A 17,584-nucleotide genomic window follows, 5' to 3' on the forward strand; every position below is an offset into this window, starting at 1 on the left:
GGGGGTTTTGATGAGATTAAAATGAAAAGTTTTGATATAATAAAGTTATTATAAGGATGTATAATGTTAGATAATAAGTATGATGATAATATTTTTTTTGATAAATATGCCTTAATGCTAAGATCTAAAGTAGGATTGGATGGTGCTGGTGAATGGGAAGATTTTAAAACATGTTTACCAAGCTTAAAAGATAAAGTTATATTAGACTTAGGTTGTGGATATGGATGGCATAGTATTTATGCTTTAGAAAATGGGGCTAAAAAAGTTTTTGCTATTGATTTATCTTTAAAAATGTTAGATAAAGCTAAGACTAAAACAAGTAAATATAAAAATAAAATATCCTTTTATAGAGGTTCTTGTGAAGAAATAGATAAAATCACTGACTTACAAAATATGAAATTTGATATAGTTATTAGTTCTTTAGTTTTTCATTATATAAAGGATTATGAAAAATTAATTTTTAATATTTCAAATCTTCTTAATAAAAATGGTAGTTTGGTTTTTAGTGTTGAGCATCCTGTTTTTACCGCAAATATTTCCCAAGATTTTATATATGATAATAATGGAGATATTCAATATTTTCCTATTAAAAATTATTTTTATGAAAATAAAAATAAATATAATTTTTTAGGTGAGGGTGTGGTTAAATATCACCGTACCTTAACAAGTTATATTTCTCCCTTATTGCAAAATAATTTTAAAATAACCAATATTATTGAGCCAAAGCCTTCTAATAAAATTATTAATCTTTTTTCTGAATTCAAAAATGAATTTAAAAAAGAATGGCATAGGCCAATGATGTTGATAATATCTTGCATGAAAGAGTAGCTTGAACTTGGTTGTAGATAAATTAAGATTTTTTTTAAAAAATAATAATGTATTTTTAAGTGGTGGTGCAGGTGTTGGTAAGTCTTTTTTAACTATGGAACTTATAAAATCTTATAGAGTTCAAGGAAACATTGTTATTGTATTGGGTTCTACTGCTCTTAGTGCTTTTAATATAGGTGGGGTTACTTTACATAGTTTTTTTGCTTTTAAAAGATGTCAAAATTATGATGAGTTATATTATGAAGATAGAAAGCAAAAAGATAAACTAGAAAAATTAAAGAGAATTTTAAAACAATGCGATTTATTGGTTATTGATGAAATCTCTATGGTAAGTGCTTCGTTGATGGAAATGATTTATTATAGATTATCAAGAAGTGGTTTTAATGGTAAAATTTTATTAGTTGGAGATTTTTTTCAACTTCCACCCGTGGTTAAGCATAAAGAAAATCAAATTCAAAGTACTTTATTTCAAAATACTTTATATGCTTTTTCTTCACAAGCCTGGAACGATTTTAAATTTATTAATTTAAAACTTAGTGTTACAAAAAGAACTTTAGATAAACAATTTTACGAATATTTGTTTTTTCTTAGAATGGGTGAAACAAATAAAGAAATATTGAATTTCTTTAAAAAAATGTTAATTAGTTCAAAAAATTTACTTGAGTATATGGATGAGTATACTTTATTATGCGCTACCAATAAAAAGACTAATCATATTAATACTGAAAAATTAAATCTTTTGCAAGGTAAAGAAAGTATATTTAAAGCAAAAGCTGAAAAACTAGATTGTACCTTAGATGATAAAACTTACGAGCAGTGGATTAATGGACTTAATTCTTTGAGTGAGTTAAAATTAAAAATAGCTGCTAAGATTATTTTTTGTGTGAATAATAAAGAAGAAAATTATTATAATGGGGAGCAAGGTGTTGTTTTAGATTTTATAAAAGATAAAGAGCAAGAATATATTCTGATAGAAAAAAATAATGGTGAAAGATTGAAATTAAAACCATATGAATATACCTTAGAAGAGTATGAGTTAGATAAAGATGAAAAACTAGAAGTTAAGATAAAAGCTAAATTTGTTCAATTTCCTATAAAATTAGCTTATGCTATAACAATCCATAAATCTCAAGGCATGAGTATAGATAAATTAATATGCGATATTGATGGAATTTTTGAAAAAGGACAATTATATGTATGTTTATCAAGAGCCATTAATCCAAGTAATTTAAAAATAATATATAATTATAAAATGCCTTTTGAGGATTATTTTTTAAAAATTTTAAAATTCGATAAAGAGGTAAAGCGATTTTATCTGCAAGAAAAGTTTATAAATTTAGAAGAAGATAGGGAGTGATTATGAGATGGGTAGTAATTTTATTTTTTTCTTTTTGTAGTATTTATGCTAATTCTTTAAGCATAGAAGATTTTAAAACAGATTTGTATTCAAAAGCTGGAAATAATACTTTAAAAAAGATTGAAATGACTTTAGATTTTGAGGGAGAAAATTTAGAACAAAAGAAAATTACAGACGCATTAAATACTATTGTATCTAGTTATTTTTATGAAGATTTGTTTACAGAAGTGGGTAAAAACAACTTCAAAGAAACTTTGCTTAAATTTAGCAATAAAAAATACAAAACCCAAATAAAAAACATTTATATTTTAAAAATTAACTCAGTGGCTCAATTTGATATAGAAGAGCTTAAGCGTTTTGTAAAAGATTTAGAAAAAAAGGAAGAAGATTTAAAAGAAACTGCTAAGCAAGAAGAAATTCAAAATATTCTTAAAGTTGCTAAAACTTCAGATCAAAATAATACCCAGCCAAAAGACATAAATGCTACTCAAACAAACAGTATTAAAGATAGTAATATAAGTTTTAATCAAGATGTTAATACAAGCAAAGAAGCTATGGATATGATTTTAAAAACCATGGAAAATACTCAAATGCAAATGTTAGCACCAAGCAAAGAACAAGATTTGTTTAAAGAGATACCATTTTGATTAATGGATTATATCAAAATGACTTGGAATTTTTGGTATAAAAATATTATCGTTGATATTTTGATCAAATTTTTGATTGTAAAAATAAAGACTGACTAAATTTCCCAATTCATCTTTGTAAGAAATACTGTCAAGGTTACCGTTTTCTAGTTTGATATTATATATGATATTTTCGTATTTTGCTTCATAGCTTTCGTGAGATATTGATTTTGCATTTTTAAAAATTGCTTGAAGATTTGGTAAATTTTGTAATTGAGTATAAATGGCTTGTTCTAATTCAGGTTCTATGATAACAACTTCTTTATTATTGATATAAATTTGCTTTTTATTCGGCTTAGTATAATTCCAAAAGGCTTTATTTTGAGTGATGATAAAATTTCCTTTGTAATTTAGCGAAGAATTATTACTTTGCACTTTTTGTTCAAAATCACTGCTAAAATTTTTAAAATTTATATCAAAAGCAAAAATATTACAAGCAAATATCATTAAAAATACAAAATATTTCATAATTATCCTTTAAAAATTTTACAAATTATATAAAATTTATGCAAATAAAATTTTATATAGTTCTAATTAAAATCAAGGTATAATCTAGCATATATTTTTGTAATTAAAGGTAAAAAAATGTTTTCTAGTGTATTTAAAGCAATATTTGGCACAAAAAACGATCGAGAAGTAAAAAAATATTTAAAGAGAGTTGCGCAAATTAATGCTTTAGAGTCAAAATACCAAAATTTAAGTGATGATGAATTAAAACAAAATTTTATAGATTTTAAAACACAAATTCAAAAAGAAGAAAAAACTTTAGACCAAATACTAAATGATGTTTTTGCAATAGTTAGGGAAGTAGGAAAAAGAACGCTTAATATGCGTCATTTTGATGTGCAATTAATCGGTGGTATGGTTTTACATGAGGGAAAAATCGCTGAAATGAAAACCGGGGAAGGTAAAACCTTGGTTGCAACTTTACCTGTTGTATTAAATGCTATGAGCGGTAAGGGTGTGCACGTAGTTACCGTAAATGATTATTTAGCCAAAAGAGATGCAGGGCAAATGAGTGCTATTTATAATTTTTTAGGCTTTAGTGTAGGTGTGATACTTTCAGAGCAAAATAGCGATGAAGCACATAAAAAAGCTTATGAGTGTGATATAACTTATGGTACAAATAATGAATTTGGCTTTGATTATTTGCGTGATAATATGAAATTTTCAAAGCTTGAAAAAGTACAAAGAGAGCATAATTTTGTTATAGTTGATGAAGTAGATAGTATTTTAATAGATGAAGCAAGAACTCCGCTTATTATAAGTGGGCCTACAAATAGAACTTTAGATGGTTATATTAAAGCAAATGAAGTAGCAAAACAAATGCAAAAAGGCCAAGCAGCGACTACTCCTCAAGAATTACCAAGTGGAGATTTTGTTGTTGATGAGAAAAATAGAACTATCATGATTACAGAGGCTGGAATTTCTAAGGCAGAAAAATTATTTGGAGTAGAAAATTTATATAGCTTAGATAATGCAATATTGGCCCATCAGCTTGATCAAGCTTTAAAAGCACATAATTTATTTGAAAAAGATGTGCATTATGTATTAAGAGATAAAGAAGTTGTAATTGTTGATGAATTTACAGGAAGGCTAAGTGAAGGAAGACGCTTTAGTGATGGCTTGCACCAAGCGTTAGAAGCTAAAGAAGGAGTAAAAATTCAAGAAGAGAGTCAAACTTTAGCAGATATTACTTTCCAAAATTATTTTAGAATGTATAAAAAATTAGCAGGTATGACAGGTACTGCACAAACTGAGGCAACAGAATTTTCTCAAATATATAATTTAGATGTGGTTTCCATACCTACAAATATACAGGTTGCAAGAATAGATAAAGATGATTTGATTTATAAAACACAAGAAGAAAAATTTAAAGCAGTTATTGAAGAGATAAAAAAAGCAAATGCAAAAGGTCAACCGGTTTTAGTAGGGACTGCAAGTATTGAAAGAAGTGAAGTATTTCATAATATGCTTGTAAAAGAACGCATTCCTCATCATGTGCTTAATGCTAAAAATCACGAGCAAGAAGCTTTGATTATCCAAGATGCGGGTAAAAAAGGTGCAGTAACTATAGCTACCAATATGGCAGGTCGTGGCGTTGATATAAAAATAGATGATGAAATAAGAGCTTTAGGAGGGCTTTATATCATAGGAACTGAACGCCATGAAAGTAGAAGAATAGATAATCAACTTCGTGGTCGTGCAGGGCGTCAAGGTGATCCTGGTGTAAGTAGATTTTATTTAAGTTTAGAGGATAATCTTTTGAGAATTTTTGGCGGTGATCGCATTAAAAATATCATGGAAAGATTGGGTATAGAAGAGGGTGAGCATATAGAAAGTCGCATTGTTACAAGAGCTGTAGAAAATGCTCAAAAAAAAGTTGAAAGTTTACATTTTGAAAGTAGAAAACATTTGCTTGAATATGATGATGTGGCAAATGAACAAAGAAAGACTATCTATAATTATAGAAATGAATTGTTAGATGAAGAATTTGATTTACAAGATAAAATTTTAAAAAATATTGCTGAATATAGCAATCATTTGGTAAGTCAAATTTATTTAAATGCAGAGCTTGAAGATGATGTTAAACATTTTGAAAGCTTAAAGCAAAAAGTAAGTTATGAGTGTAACCTTGAACTAAACGAAGCTGATTTTAAAGATTTAGGTGTGATTGAAGTAGAAAACAAATTAAGTGAAATTTTAGAAAAAGCTTATAAAGACAAAATGAGTATTATTGAAGATAAGGAAGCTAGAAGAATTGAAAGAATTTTATATCTTCAAATTTTAGATAATCTATGGAGAGAGCATTTATACCAAATGGATATTTTAAAAACTGGTATAGGTTTAAGAAGTTATAACCAAAAAGATCCTTTAGTGGAGTATAAAAAAGAAAGTTATAATCTTTTCATGGAGCTTGTTGAGCGTATTAAATTTGACAGTTTAAAATTGTTATTTAATGTAGTTTTTACTCAAAAAGAAGCACAAAATTTTGAAGAAAAAAGCCATGAACAAAATGAGCAGTTTTTATCAAATACTACAGAAAGTGGTGTTAATGAAAACGGTGAAGCACAAATTACTAAAGTACCTAGAAATTCACCTTGTCCTTGTGGTAGTGGCAAAAAATATAAAGAATGTCATGGTAAAAGTGGTCCTAAAAAAGGTATTTTAGCTTAAGGTTTGAGATGAATTTAGTTATAGTTGAAGATGATATAAATATGAGAAAATCACTCGAAATAGCTTTGGGTGAGTATGAAGAATTTACTATAAAATCCTATAAATCAGCAACTGAAGCGCTAAAAAAATTAAATGATGATGTTGATTTAATTATTACAGATATTAATATGCCGGGTATGGATGGTATTGAATTTGTACAAGCTTGTGAGAATAAATATGATTTTATTATTATTACAGGTAATGCAACGCTAAATCGCGCTATAGAGGCAGTAAGGCTTGGAGTAAAAGATTTTCTAGTAAAACCATTTGATATTAATACTTTAGTAACTGCAATAAAACGCGCAAAAATAATTCAAGAAAAGACTTCTAAAAAAACAAATAAAAAGACTACTAAAAAAGAAGAAAATCAAGATTTTTACGGTACTTCTAAGGCTTTGGAAAATTGTCTAAATTTGGCTTTAAAAGCTGCTAAGACAGATGCAAGTGTGCTTTTTTTTGGAGAAAGTGGGGTAGGTAAAGAAGTTTTTGCAAATTTTGTGCATAAAAATTCAAAAAGAGCACAAAAACCTTTTGTGGCTATTAATATGGCAGCAATTCCATCAAATTTGATAGAAAGTGAGCTTTTTGGTTTTGAAAAAGGTGCATTTACTGATGCTAATACTACTAAAATAGGGCTGTTTGAGCTTGCTAGTGAAGGCACTTTGTTTTTAGATGAAATAGGTGAAATGCCTTATGAAATTCAAGCAAAATTATTAAGAGCTTTACAAGAAAAAGAAATTACAAGATTAGGGAGTACTAAAAGTATAAAGATTGATGTAAGAATTATCAGTGCAACTAATGCTCATATAGAAAAAAAGATTGCAGATAATGAATTTAGACAAGATTTATATTATAGACTTAATACTATTCCTATTAATATACCACCGCTAAGAGAGCGTCAAGAAGAAATTTTGCAAATTGCGCAAAAGGTATTACTTGATACGTGTAAAGAATATGATTTTAATGAAAAAACTTTAAGCCAAGAAGCACAAGATGCTTTACTAGCTTATGATTTTCCAGGTAATATTAGAGAATTGATTTCTATTATACAAAGAGCTTGTATTTTAAGTGAAAATGATGAGATTAGTGTTCAAGATTTATTTTTAGAAAGTAGAAAAGGTAAAGATATTAAAAATCTTGAAAAAGAATTGATTTTAGAAGCTTTAAAAAATTCGCAAGATATTACAGAAGCAGCTAAGCTTATAGGGATGAGTGAGAAAATTTTTAGCGAAAAAATGAAAAAATACAATATTACTTAAAAAAGGACGGACAATGAAAAAAATAGCTATTGTAGGTGCAACAGGAGCAGTTGGCGAAGAACTTTTAAATGTCTTAGATGAGCTTGATTTTCCAGTTGAAAGTATTTTGCCATTAGCAAGTGTAAAAAGTGCAGGTAGTGAAGTAGAATTTAGAGGTAAAAGCTATAAAGTAAAAGAATTAACTCCAAGTGTTTTTAAAGAAAATCCTGTAGATATCGCTTTTTTTAGTGCTGGAGGAAATATAAGTGCTGAGTATGCAAAATACGCAGTAGAATGTGGTGCTGTGGTGATTGATAATACGAGCCATTTTAGAATGGATGAGAATGTTCCTTTGGTGGTTCCTGAGTGCAATAGTGAAGATATTAAAGATTGGGAAAAAACAGGGATTATTGCTAATCCAAATTGCTCTACCATACAAATGGTACATGTTTTAAAACCACTTGATGATGTATTTAATCTAAAAAGAGTAGATGTAAGTACTTATCAAGCAGCAAGTGGCGCAGGTAAAGAAGGTATGGAAGAACTAGTTCAAGGAATGCAAAGTTTTTTTGCTTTTAAACTAGATGAATTTGAAGCAAAAACTTTTCCATATACTTTGGCTTTAAATTTAATTCCTCAAATTGATGTTTTTAGTGAAAATGGCTACACTAAAGAAGAATTAAAAATGGTAAATGAAACGCAAAAAATATTGCATAAAAAACTTGAAATTTCAGCAACTTGCGTAAGAGTTCCTGTGCTTAGAAGCCATAGTGAAGCCATTACTATGCATTTTGAAAAAGATGTTGATGTTGCTAAAGTTAAAGAGATACTTTCTAAGGCACCAAGTGTTGTTGTGATTGATGATGTAGAAAATAAAAAATACCCTATGCCACTTTTTACAAGTGACACTAACGAAACTTATGTAGGAAGAATTAGACGTGATATTAATCACAAAAACATTTTACATTTATGGTGCGTGGCTGATCAAATTCGTGTAGGAGCTGCTACAAATGCAGTGCGTATTGCGCAAAAATGGCTAGAATTGGTTTAAAAAGGAGAAAAATGCTAGAAAGATTTTTTGAGAATTTATTAGTTAAAAGTCGTTTGGTTACTATTTTACCTGTGATTTTTGGTTTAATAGGGGCTTTTGTTTTATTTTTTATCGCAAGTTATGATGTGATTAAAGTTTTAAAATATGTATTTGAATACTTTATGTTGCCAAATTCTACGGTAGATTTGCATGAAGATATTGTTGGTTTGATTATAGGAGCTGTGGATTTATATTTGATGGCTTTGGTTTTATTTATTTTTTCTTTTGGAATTTATGAGCTTTTTATTAGCGAAATAGAGGATTTTAAACAAACAAAGCAGTCAAAAGTTTTAGAAGTACATAGTTTGGATCAGCTAAAAGATAAGCTTGCAAAAGTAATTATCATGGTTTTAGTTGTAAATTTTTTTCAAAGAATTTTACAAATGCAACTTAATACAGTTTTGGATATGACTTATTTAGCAGGTTCTATTTTGGCTCTTTGTGTGGGGCTTTATTTCTTGCATAAAAGTGATCATTAATAAGGAATAAAAATGATTTTTATTGATGCGTGTTTTAAAAAATCAACTCCTTATACTCCGGTTTGGATGATGCGTCAAGCAGGAAGATATCTGCCTGAGTACATGGAAGTTAGAGCAAGTGCTGGGGATTTTTTATCACTTTGCAAGGACTATAAAAAAGCAAGTGAAGTTACTTTGCAACCTGTGGATATTTTGGGCGTTGATGCAGCTATTATTTTTTCAGATATTTTAGTGGTGCCTTTAGAAATGGGTATGGATTTAAAATTTGAAAAAGGCGAAGGGCCGGTATTTTCAAATCCCATTAAAACTAAGGAAGATTTGGAAAGATTAGATGCTGAAAAAAGTATTAAAAATCTTTCTTATGTTTATGATGCACTAGCGCTTACTAGAGAAAAACTTGCGCATGATAAAGCTTTGATTGGTTTTTGTGGAAGTCCTTGGACTATTGCTACTTATATGATAGAGGGTGGCGGTAGTAAAAATTATGCAAAATGCAAAAAATTAGTTTATCAAAATCCTGAATTTTTACATCAAATTTTATCTAAACTTACTTTAGCTTTAAAGCATTATGTTCAAGAGCAAATTAAAGCAGGAGCTAATGCTATACAAATATTTGATAGTTGGGCAAGTGCTTTAGAAAAAGAAGTGTTTTTTGAGTTTTCTTTTAAATACATGCTTGAAATTGCTAATTTTATTAAAGAAAAATATCCACATATTCCCGTGATTTTATTTCCTAAAGGTGTTAGTGGATTTTTGGATGGTATAAATGGAAATTTTGATGTTTTTGGTGTAGATTGGAGTACGCCTTTAGAATTGGCAAAAGAAAAGCTAGGCGCTAAATATACTTTACAGGGTAATATGGAGCCTTGTAGATTGTATGATAAAAAAGCTATTGAGCAGGGTGTAGATAAAATTTTAAATATCATGCAAGATGGTGCGCATATTTTTAACCTTGGACATGGTATTTTGCCTGATATTCCTGTTGAAAATGCTAAATATTTTATCAAGCTAGTTCAAGAGAAATCACAAAAGTGAATAAAATTACCTTTGGACCTATAAGCTCAAGAAGATTTGGACTTTCTTTAGGGATTGATTTAAGTCCAAATCAAAAACAATGTAATTTTGACTGCGTGTATTGTGAATTACAAGCTGCAAAACCTGTGGAAAAATCTTTAGTATATCCAAAAATTCAAGATATCTTAGAACAGGTAAAGCAATCTTTAGCTAGCGATGTGAAATTTGACTTTCTCACATTAACTGCAAATGGTGAACCTAGTCTGTATCCTTATTTAAAAGAATTAGTTTGTGAGTTAAATAAAATAAAACAAGATAAAAAACTTTTGATTTTAAGTAATGGTAGTGGTGTGTTAAATCCAAATGCATTCAATGCTTTATTGGATATTGATGTAGTTAAATTTAGTCTTGATAGTGCTAAAGAAAAAACATTTTATAGAATAGATAAAGCTCTAAAACAAATTAAACTTGAAGCAATGATTGATAAAATGATTACTTTTAGGGAAAAATTTCTAGGTGAGCTTGTTATGGAAGTTTTAGTTGTACAAGGTTTAAATGACAATAAAGAAGAAATGTTGGCTTTAAATGAGGTATTTGATAAAATAAAGCCATTAAGAGTAGATTTCAGCACTATTGATAGACCTCCAGCTTATCCTGTTAAAGGTGTATCTATGGAAAAATTAGAAGAATTAAGTATGTATATTAATAGCGCCCCTGTTGTGCTTGCTAAGCATTATTATAAAGATGAAAAAATTGATTTTAATGCTCAAGAGCTTTTAAAAATGTTGCAACTTAGAGCTCAAAGTGAATTTGATATAGAAAACAAATTTAGTCAATATAGCAAAGATATATTAGAAAAGCTACTTAATGAGCAAAAAATTATTGTAAAAAATCTAGCTGGAGTGAAATTTTATAAAAAAATATAATTTTTTTGAAAAACTCTTGACAAGAGCGTTTTTTTCTTATATAATGTCATTTCTTATTTATTGATGTTCCGGATTAGCTCAGCGGTAGAGTAGTCGGCTGTTAACCGATTGGTCGTAGGTTCGAATCCTACATCCGGAGCCACTTCCTTTTTAGATTATAATCCTGATTTTTATAAGTGTTAAATAAATTATATGATTTTTATATAACTAGTATTTTCGTTATGAAAATACTAGTTTTTGATATCAAAAGTAAAGAATTTGCTTTCGAAGTTATTGCCTACTTTTTCATACTGAAACATAGCAGGTTCTAGATTTTGTACTTCATGATATAAAAGACCTAAGGCAAGCCTTGCTTCTAAGGTTTCTTCATTTTCTAATCTTGCTAGTTCGAGTAAAGCTATAGCTGAATTTGGATTGTTTGAACCTATTGCTGCGACTGCAGCTAAAAATAAAGTTTGAGCATCTTTAATTTTGTAATCATCTATTAAAATATTATAAAGTGTATATGCTTCTTGGTATTCTTTTGCAAATATATCTACATAAGCTAGAGCAAAGATTAATCCAATGGAATTTTTATTACTCATGGCTAGTCTTTTTTTAATATCATTTCTAACATGATTAAGCAAGCCTGTTATTTGCATAAGCGTTACATAGCTATCTTTAACTATCCCAGCTCCTCCAAATAAAGAATTATAATCAAGTTTGGTATTTAAAAAATACATTTGAGCTTGTTTGGCGTATTCTTTGATATTTAAGTTCATATTTTTGGAGTTAAAATATAAAATATTGCTAATAATATCCTCACTTAATAAATCTTTTAATTCTTTTATTTTTTGGTTTCTTAGGGTTTCAAGATTATTGCCATTTGCAGCTATAATAGCAAATATTAACTCCAAAGGCGTGTTATTGGTATTTGAAAGATTATCTAGGTAAGGAATAGTAGCAGTAAAGTCATTTTTAGCTAAATATAGTAAATATTTATATATATTGTTGTTTTGATCAATGGTATTATCTGCTTGGAGATTTTCTAAAAGTTCATTAGCAAGTTTTGTATAATCTTTCTTTGCTAGATCCATACAATATATGCCAAAAATTCCTGCAATATAATTTTTAGGATTTAAATGATATGCGGTTGAAAAGTGCTTGTAAGCATTGTTATAATCTTGTAATTGTGCGTAAGTTAGGGCAAGATTATAATGAATTACATCATGAGCATGATAAATTTCACTTAAGTTTTTAAATTCTTGATTAGCTTCTCTTAGATGAAAATTAAAAGCTAAGTTAATAGCATGAGATAATTCTATATTAACCCCTGACAAAGCCTTACTTTTAACAAGTAATTCATTTTCGTACTCATATCCTTGTATAAAATTTCCCAAATCAGCCTTTGTAATAAGCTCCATGCTTTGTTTAACATCAAAAACACGATATGGTGAAAAGTAAAACAGTAAATCATATATTTGTTGTTTTCCAGTAATCAATCTCTTGGCAAAATTTTGTTGGGCAATATCAATATTTGAAAAATTTCTTTTTAATCTTGTTTTGATATTATAGTATTTTGAACCTATATCTTTATCTTTGATGTAAAGAGCTTTTAAAATTTGCGCACCACTTTCAAATTGACCAGTTTTTAATTCAACTAAGGCTAAAGCAACCTTACTTCTAGCTTCATGTTCTCCTATCTTTGAGGCTTTTTCAAGATATTCTTTAGCTTTTTGATAGTTTCCTGATTTTGCATATAATAAGCCTAAGGGTAAGCTTGCTTCATAATCTTCTTGTTTTTGTAAAAAATCAATGGCGTTTTTTTCTGATTTTAATAAAGCATAAACTTTTGCTCCAAGATAATAAGATTCACCTTGATAACCATTGATGTTGTTTGAGCGCATAAACATTTGTAAGGCTTCAGGGTAAAATCCTTGATAATAATTAATTAAACCTAGATAATAATCATACAAAGATGATTTGGAATCTTGTGGTAAATGCACTCTTGCTAAGTCAAGATAATAATTAAATTTTTCTTTATTACCAAGATTAAAATAGCACACAGCAGTGTTTATGGCAGCAGCCACTTTGTGCTCTTCTAATTCTAAAGATTGCTTGAAATTTTCAATTGCGCTAGCATAATCTTTTTGTTTCATTTGGGCTACGCCAAGATTATAACTAGATAGGGATTGATTAAAAATGTTAATATTATTGTAAAGTTCTAAAGCACTTTCTACATCACCTTTTTCATATAATAAATTTGCTTTTTGTACTACAAGATCTAATGCTGATTGTTTTACTTTAGTGATGCTTGAGCTAGTATTATCATCTAAGACTTGAGTATTTGAAATAGCTTGTTTATCTTCTTTGAAAACTATGAGTAAAATTAAAACTACAAGCAATATTAGAGCAAGAGCTCCAAGTGTAGAAATTAAAATAATAAATTTTTTATCAAAAAGCTTTTTTTTCTCTTCAGGTTGCGGTGCTTGAGGTTCTTCTTCCACCCTTTGAAAGGTACTTTCTTCCTCCTCTAATTCAGGAGGTATCATGCCAGGAGGGATAGCTTGTTCTTCTACTCCTGGATTTTCATCTAACTCAGAGAAAGCTTTTTCTTGGTTGTCTTGTTCTTTAAGTGTTACTTCTTCGGCCATGTTTTCTCTTAAAAGTATTTTCTTAACACATCAGGAATTCTTATATTTCCATCTTTTTCTTGATAGTTTTCCATAATAGCTACCAAGGTTCTTCCAACAGCTAGCGAAGAGCCATTAAGTGTATGCACTAATTCGTTTTTGCCTTTATCGTTTTTAAAGCGAATTTTTGCACGTCTTGCTTGAAAATCTTTACAATTAGATACAGAGCTAATTTCACGGTATTTATTTTGAGATGGAAGCCAAACTTCTAAATCCACTGTTTTTGCGGCTGAAAAACCTAAATCTCCAGTACAAAGCATCAAATGTCTGTGTGCTAGACCTAAAGAGCTTAGCAAATCACTAGCACAATTTAGCATTTCTTCAAACATTAGCTCGCTTTGATCAGGCTTGCATATACTAACAAGTTCTACTTTTTCAAATTGATGTTGTCTTATAATGCCTCTTGTGTCTCTACCTGCACTTCCTGCTTCTTGTCTAAAACAAGCGCTATAGCAAGTCATTTTTAAAGGTAATTCTTCTTGAGTTAAAATTTCATTAGAATAAAGATTGGTTACAGGAATTTCAGAAGTTGAAATGAGGTATAAATCATCATTTTCTACCTTATACATATCATCTTTAAATTTAGGAAGTTGTCCAGTACCATACATGGTCGCACTATTTACTAAAAATGGCACATTAACTAACTCAAAACCTCTACTTCTATTAAAATCTATCATATAATTTACTAAGGCTCTACTTAGTAAAGCTCCTTCATTTTTAAGTACACAAAAGCGACTTTGCGAGATTTTAACTCCTCTTGTAAAATCAAGCCAATTTAATTTTTCTCCTAAATCATGATGTTCTTTAATTTCAAAATCAAAACTAGGTGGGGTAAGAACTTTTTTTAATTCTACATTCTCATCCTCATCTTCCCCAAAAGGCACACAATCATCAGGGGTATTTGGTACTGCTAGAGCAATTTGCTCCAGTTTTTCTTCTAATTCATTAACGATTTTTGATTGAGTATTAATTTTTTCTTTATTTTGACTTAGTTGTGCTTTTAAGCTTTCTTTATCTTGTGCTGTTGCAAGTTCTTTGCTAAATTTGTTTTGGAAAGCTTGAAATTCTTCTAAAAGTGCTTTTTCTTTTTTTAAATTTATAAATAAATCACTCAATTCTTTGAGTAAATTTTCATCCACTTTTTTAGCTTTTAATTTTTGTGCAATTTCATCGAAATTATTTCGTAAAAGTTTTAAATCTAACATTCTAACTCCTTTTATAGTCCTATTTTAGCATAAATTTTTTCCATTGTTTCTTGGGCTTGTTTTTTTGCTTTACTTGCACCAAATTCTAAAATTTCCTCAATTTTTGAAGGATTAGCTAATAATTTTTCATATTCGTCCTTGGCTGAGGCAAAATACTCACTAATGATTTCATTTAAATACATTTTAAAATGCCCATAACCTTCGCCACCTTTTTCATAACGGCTTTTTAAAGCTTCTTGCTCTGTTTTGTCTAAAAATAATTTTGCGATTTTAAATATATTGCAATTTTGCCAATCTTTTGGATCTTCTAAAGCTGTACTATCTGTAACAATGGAAGAAATTTGTTTTTTAATAGCTTTTGGTGTATTAAAAATATCGATTGTATTTTGATAAGATTTACTCATTTTGGCTCCATCAGTGCCAGGTACTACCGCAACTTCATCATTAACCTTAGCTTGAGGTAGAGTGAAAATTTCACCCCATTCATTATTTACTTTTAAGGCTATGTCTCTTGCTATTTCAACGTGTTGAATTTGATCTTTGCCTACAGGAACTATTTGAGCATTAAAAAGCAAAATATCTGCAGCCATTAAAACAGGGTAAGAAAAAAGTCCATGGTTGGCATTTAAACCTTTGGCGATTTTATCTTTATAGCTATGCGCTCTTTCTAAAAGTCCCATTGGGGTAAATTGAGAAAGAATCCAATAAAGTTCCATTACTTCTTTTACATCACTTTGCAACCAAAACACGCTTTTTTGCGGATCAATCCCTAAACTCAAAAAAGCTGCTGCAGCTCTGAGTGAATTTTGTCTGAGTTTTTCACCATCAAAACTTGAAGTCATAGCATGGTAATTTGCTATAAACATATACATTTGATTTTCTTCTTGCATATTTAGCATTTGTTTGATTGAGCCAAAATAATTGCCTATATGTAAATCTCCACTTGGTTGCAATCCTGTAATAACTCTCATTTTACCTCTTTTTTAATCTCTTTGATAAGTTCTTTAATACTTTTGTTTTCAATGTTAATTATAATATCTGCTTTTTTTTCATATTTTTTTGCCCTTTGATTAAAAAGAATTTTGGCATTATTTATATTTGCAAGTAAAGGCCTAGTGGCTAATTCTTCCTTGCTTAATCTTTGTAAAAGATAATCAAAGCTTGCTTTTAAATATATAATTGTCCCAATGTCTTTTAGTTTTTTTTGTTCTATGAAACCACCACCACTTGCAATAGAACAATCTTGCACACAAGTTAAAAAAGAAACAAGTTTTTTCTCTTCTTTACGGAATTTTTTTTCACCATATGTTTTAAAAATTTCATCAATTTTAAGATTAAATTTTTCTTTGATTAAGCTATCCGTATCTAAAAATATTTTATTATATTTTTTAGCATAAGCTCTTGCTATGGTTGTTTTACCACAACCCATAAAGCCTACAAAAAGGAGATTATCCTTCTTGCTCATCTTTGCTACCTTTTTTTCTTGAAGCTAAAATCAAAGGAACACCTTCAAAATTAAATTGTTTTCTAATTTGATTTTGCAAATAGCGCTTATAGCTAAAATGCAAAGCTTTAGGTCGATTCATGATTAGAGCTATTTTTGGAGGTGCTAAGTCATACTGCACAGCATAGTATATCTTAACTAGTTTTCCATAATCATGAGGCAATGGGTGGGCTCTTGTGGCTTCTTCTACCAAGGCATTTAATTTTGCAGTTGGAATTTTTTGTGTAAAATTGGCAAAAACTTCTAAAATTTTATCTAAAAGTACATGCACTCTTTTTCCGCTTAAAGCTGATACGCTTACAACGGGTGCATAAGCTAGAAATTTAAAACGATCTAGTTTTAATTCTTTTAAAGTTTTATCAAAATCAAGCTCGCTTTTATCCCATTTATTAAGCACAATAATCACACCTAGACAATGCTTGGCAGCAAGTCCTGCAATACGCTCATCAAGTTCGTTAAAGCCTTCGGCTGCATCAAGCACTAAAAGTGCAATTTGAGCATTAGCTAGGGCATATTCGGTTCTATTTAGCGCATAACGCTCTAAGCCTTGTATTTTACCACGTTTTCTAATCCCTGCAGTATCTACAAACTCAATGATTTTATCTTTATGCATAATGCTTTCATTAACAGGATCAATCGTAGTGCCTGCTATATCGCTTACCACGCTACGTTCTTCTTTGACCAAAGCATTTAAAAGACTTGATTTTCCTACATTTACCCTACCGATAATTCCTACTTTAATATGGTTTTCATTGATAGTTTTTAGCTTAAAATCTCCGCTATTTTCATCAAAATTTTCTAAATAGCTTTCAAAGTCTTCTTCTTCATCTGCATTTAAAAAACTTTCATTTAAAAACTTACCAGCCCACATGCAAAGCTCATCAATGCCTATATTATGTGTAACAGAGATATTAAAAACTTCTTTCACGCCAAAATTAGAAAATTCCCAAGATCTTTCTTCATCCTTTTTATTATCGACTTTATTGATTACTAAGGCTATGGGTTTGTTGAGTTTTTTCATTTCATAAAAAAAAGCTTTATCTTCATCATCGGGCAGAAATTTTCCATCCACCATATAAAAGATAATATCACTATTTTTAGCAGCTTTTAGTGAATTTGCTTTGACATTTTTAAAAAGCTCATTGCTTTCATCAAGTCCACCACTATCTATTAATAAGGCTCTTTTACCATCAATTTCCACTTCTATTTTGTTAGTATCTCTTGTAGTCCCACTTATGTCACTGGTGATAGCTATGCGCTTTCTTGCAAGTCTATTAAAAAGACTTGATTTGCCAACATTTGGTTTTCCTATTAAAATAATACTTTGCATTAATACTCATTTTTAAATTTTTATTTGTGATTATATAAA

General features: G+C 29.2%; 15 protein-coding genes and 1 tRNA gene. 10 read left to right on the top strand and 6 right to left on the bottom strand.

Features of this window, described 5'->3' with window-relative positions; translation table 11 throughout:
* Window positions 1-63: 63 nt before the first annotated feature.
* From CAMP5082_RS04790 to CAMP5082_RS04800, 3 genes are read left to right on the top strand one after another with little or no spacing between them, the layout of a single operon-like run.
* Window positions 64-828: a class I SAM-dependent methyltransferase gene (locus tag CAMP5082_RS04790; RefSeq protein ID WP_263708753.1), complete on the top strand. Its 765-nt coding sequence runs from the start codon at window positions 64-66 to the stop codon at window positions 826-828.
* Between the two features lies 1 nt (window position 829).
* A complete protein-coding gene (locus CAMP5082_RS04795) occupies window positions 830-2,185 on the top strand; it encodes an ATP-dependent DNA helicase (RefSeq protein ID WP_337206066.1) in 1,356 nt (451 codons plus the stop codon).
* Window positions 2,186-2,187: 2 nt separating this feature from the next.
* A complete protein-coding gene (locus CAMP5082_RS04800) occupies window positions 2,188-2,832 on the top strand; it encodes a flagellar basal body-associated FliL family protein (RefSeq protein ID WP_337206067.1) in 645 nt (214 codons plus the stop codon).
* Here the strand turns inward: CAMP5082_RS04800 and lolA are convergent, their stop codons facing one another.
* Window positions 2,833-3,339: a LolA-like outer membrane lipoprotein chaperone gene (lolA, locus tag CAMP5082_RS04805; protein ID WP_263708755.1), complete on the bottom strand. Its 507-nt coding sequence runs from the start codon at window positions 3,337-3,339 to the stop codon at window positions 2,833-2,835.
* A 117-nt stretch (window positions 3,340-3,456) separates the two neighbouring features.
* Between lolA and secA the strand changes: the two genes are divergently transcribed.
* From secA to CAMP5082_RS04840, 7 genes are all read left to right on the top strand, one after another.
* Window positions 3,457-6,048 (top strand): preprotein translocase subunit SecA, encoded by a 2,592-nt coding sequence (gene secA, locus CAMP5082_RS04810; RefSeq protein WP_337206068.1) that lies wholly within the window; start codon window positions 3,457-3,459, stop codon window positions 6,046-6,048.
* 8 nt (window positions 6,049-6,056) lie between these two features.
* Window positions 6,057-7,346, top strand: a complete 1,290-nt coding sequence (locus CAMP5082_RS04815) for a sigma-54-dependent transcriptional regulator (RefSeq protein ID WP_263728026.1) — start codon at window positions 6,057-6,059, stop codon at window positions 7,344-7,346.
* A gap of 13 nt (window positions 7,347-7,359) precedes the next feature.
* Window positions 7,360-8,376 (top strand): aspartate-semialdehyde dehydrogenase, encoded by a 1,017-nt coding sequence (locus CAMP5082_RS04820; protein ID WP_337206069.1) that lies wholly within the window; start codon window positions 7,360-7,362, stop codon window positions 8,374-8,376.
* Window positions 8,377-8,387: 11 nt separating this feature from the next.
* Complete coding sequence (locus CAMP5082_RS04825; protein WP_012661246.1) at window positions 8,388-8,894, top strand: YqhA family protein; 507 nt, start codon at window positions 8,388-8,390, stop codon at window positions 8,892-8,894.
* Between the two features lie 12 nt (window positions 8,895-8,906).
* Window positions 8,907-9,929: a uroporphyrinogen decarboxylase gene (hemE, locus tag CAMP5082_RS04830; protein ID WP_337206070.1), complete on the top strand. Its 1,023-nt coding sequence runs from the start codon at window positions 8,907-8,909 to the stop codon at window positions 9,927-9,929.
* Complete coding sequence (locus tag CAMP5082_RS04835; RefSeq protein WP_337206071.1) at window positions 9,926-10,834, top strand: radical SAM protein; 909 nt, start codon at window positions 9,926-9,928, stop codon at window positions 10,832-10,834. Before hemE ends, CAMP5082_RS04835 begins: the two co-directional genes overlap by 4 nt.
* 67 nt (window positions 10,835-10,901) lie before the next feature.
* Window positions 10,902-10,976: transfer RNA gene (locus CAMP5082_RS04840), tRNA-Asn, on the top strand.
* Window positions 10,977-11,064: 88 nt separating this feature from the next.
* On the opposite strand, the gene CAMP5082_RS04845 is transcribed toward CAMP5082_RS04840, so the two are convergent.
* From CAMP5082_RS04845 to der, 5 genes are read right to left on the bottom strand one after another with little or no spacing between them, the layout of a single operon-like run.
* Window positions 11,065-13,467, bottom strand: a complete 2,403-nt coding sequence (locus tag CAMP5082_RS04845; protein ID WP_337206072.1) for a tetratricopeptide repeat protein — start codon at window positions 13,465-13,467, stop codon at window positions 11,065-11,067.
* A gap of 8 nt (window positions 13,468-13,475) precedes the next feature.
* Complete coding sequence (gene serS / locus CAMP5082_RS04850) at window positions 13,476-14,711, bottom strand: serine--tRNA ligase (protein ID WP_337206073.1); 1,236 nt, start codon at window positions 14,709-14,711, stop codon at window positions 13,476-13,478.
* 11 nt (window positions 14,712-14,722) lie between these two features.
* Window positions 14,723-15,682: a tryptophan--tRNA ligase gene (gene trpS, locus CAMP5082_RS04855; RefSeq protein ID WP_337206074.1), complete on the bottom strand. Its 960-nt coding sequence runs from the start codon at window positions 15,680-15,682 to the stop codon at window positions 14,723-14,725.
* Window positions 15,679-16,176: a shikimate kinase gene (locus CAMP5082_RS04860; protein ID WP_337206075.1), complete on the bottom strand. Its 498-nt coding sequence runs from the start codon at window positions 16,174-16,176 to the stop codon at window positions 15,679-15,681. Before CAMP5082_RS04860 ends, trpS begins: the two co-directional genes overlap by 4 nt.
* Window positions 16,160-17,545 (bottom strand): ribosome biogenesis GTPase Der, encoded by a 1,386-nt coding sequence (der, locus tag CAMP5082_RS04865; protein WP_263728032.1) that lies wholly within the window; start codon window positions 17,543-17,545, stop codon window positions 16,160-16,162. Before der ends, CAMP5082_RS04860 begins: the two co-directional genes overlap by 17 nt.
* Between the last annotated feature and the right edge of the window lie 39 nt (window positions 17,546-17,584).

The sequence above is a fragment of the Campylobacter sp. LMG 17559 genome (assembly GCF_024723605.1).
Taxonomy (GTDB): domain Bacteria; phylum Campylobacterota; class Campylobacteria; order Campylobacterales; family Campylobacteraceae; genus Campylobacter_D.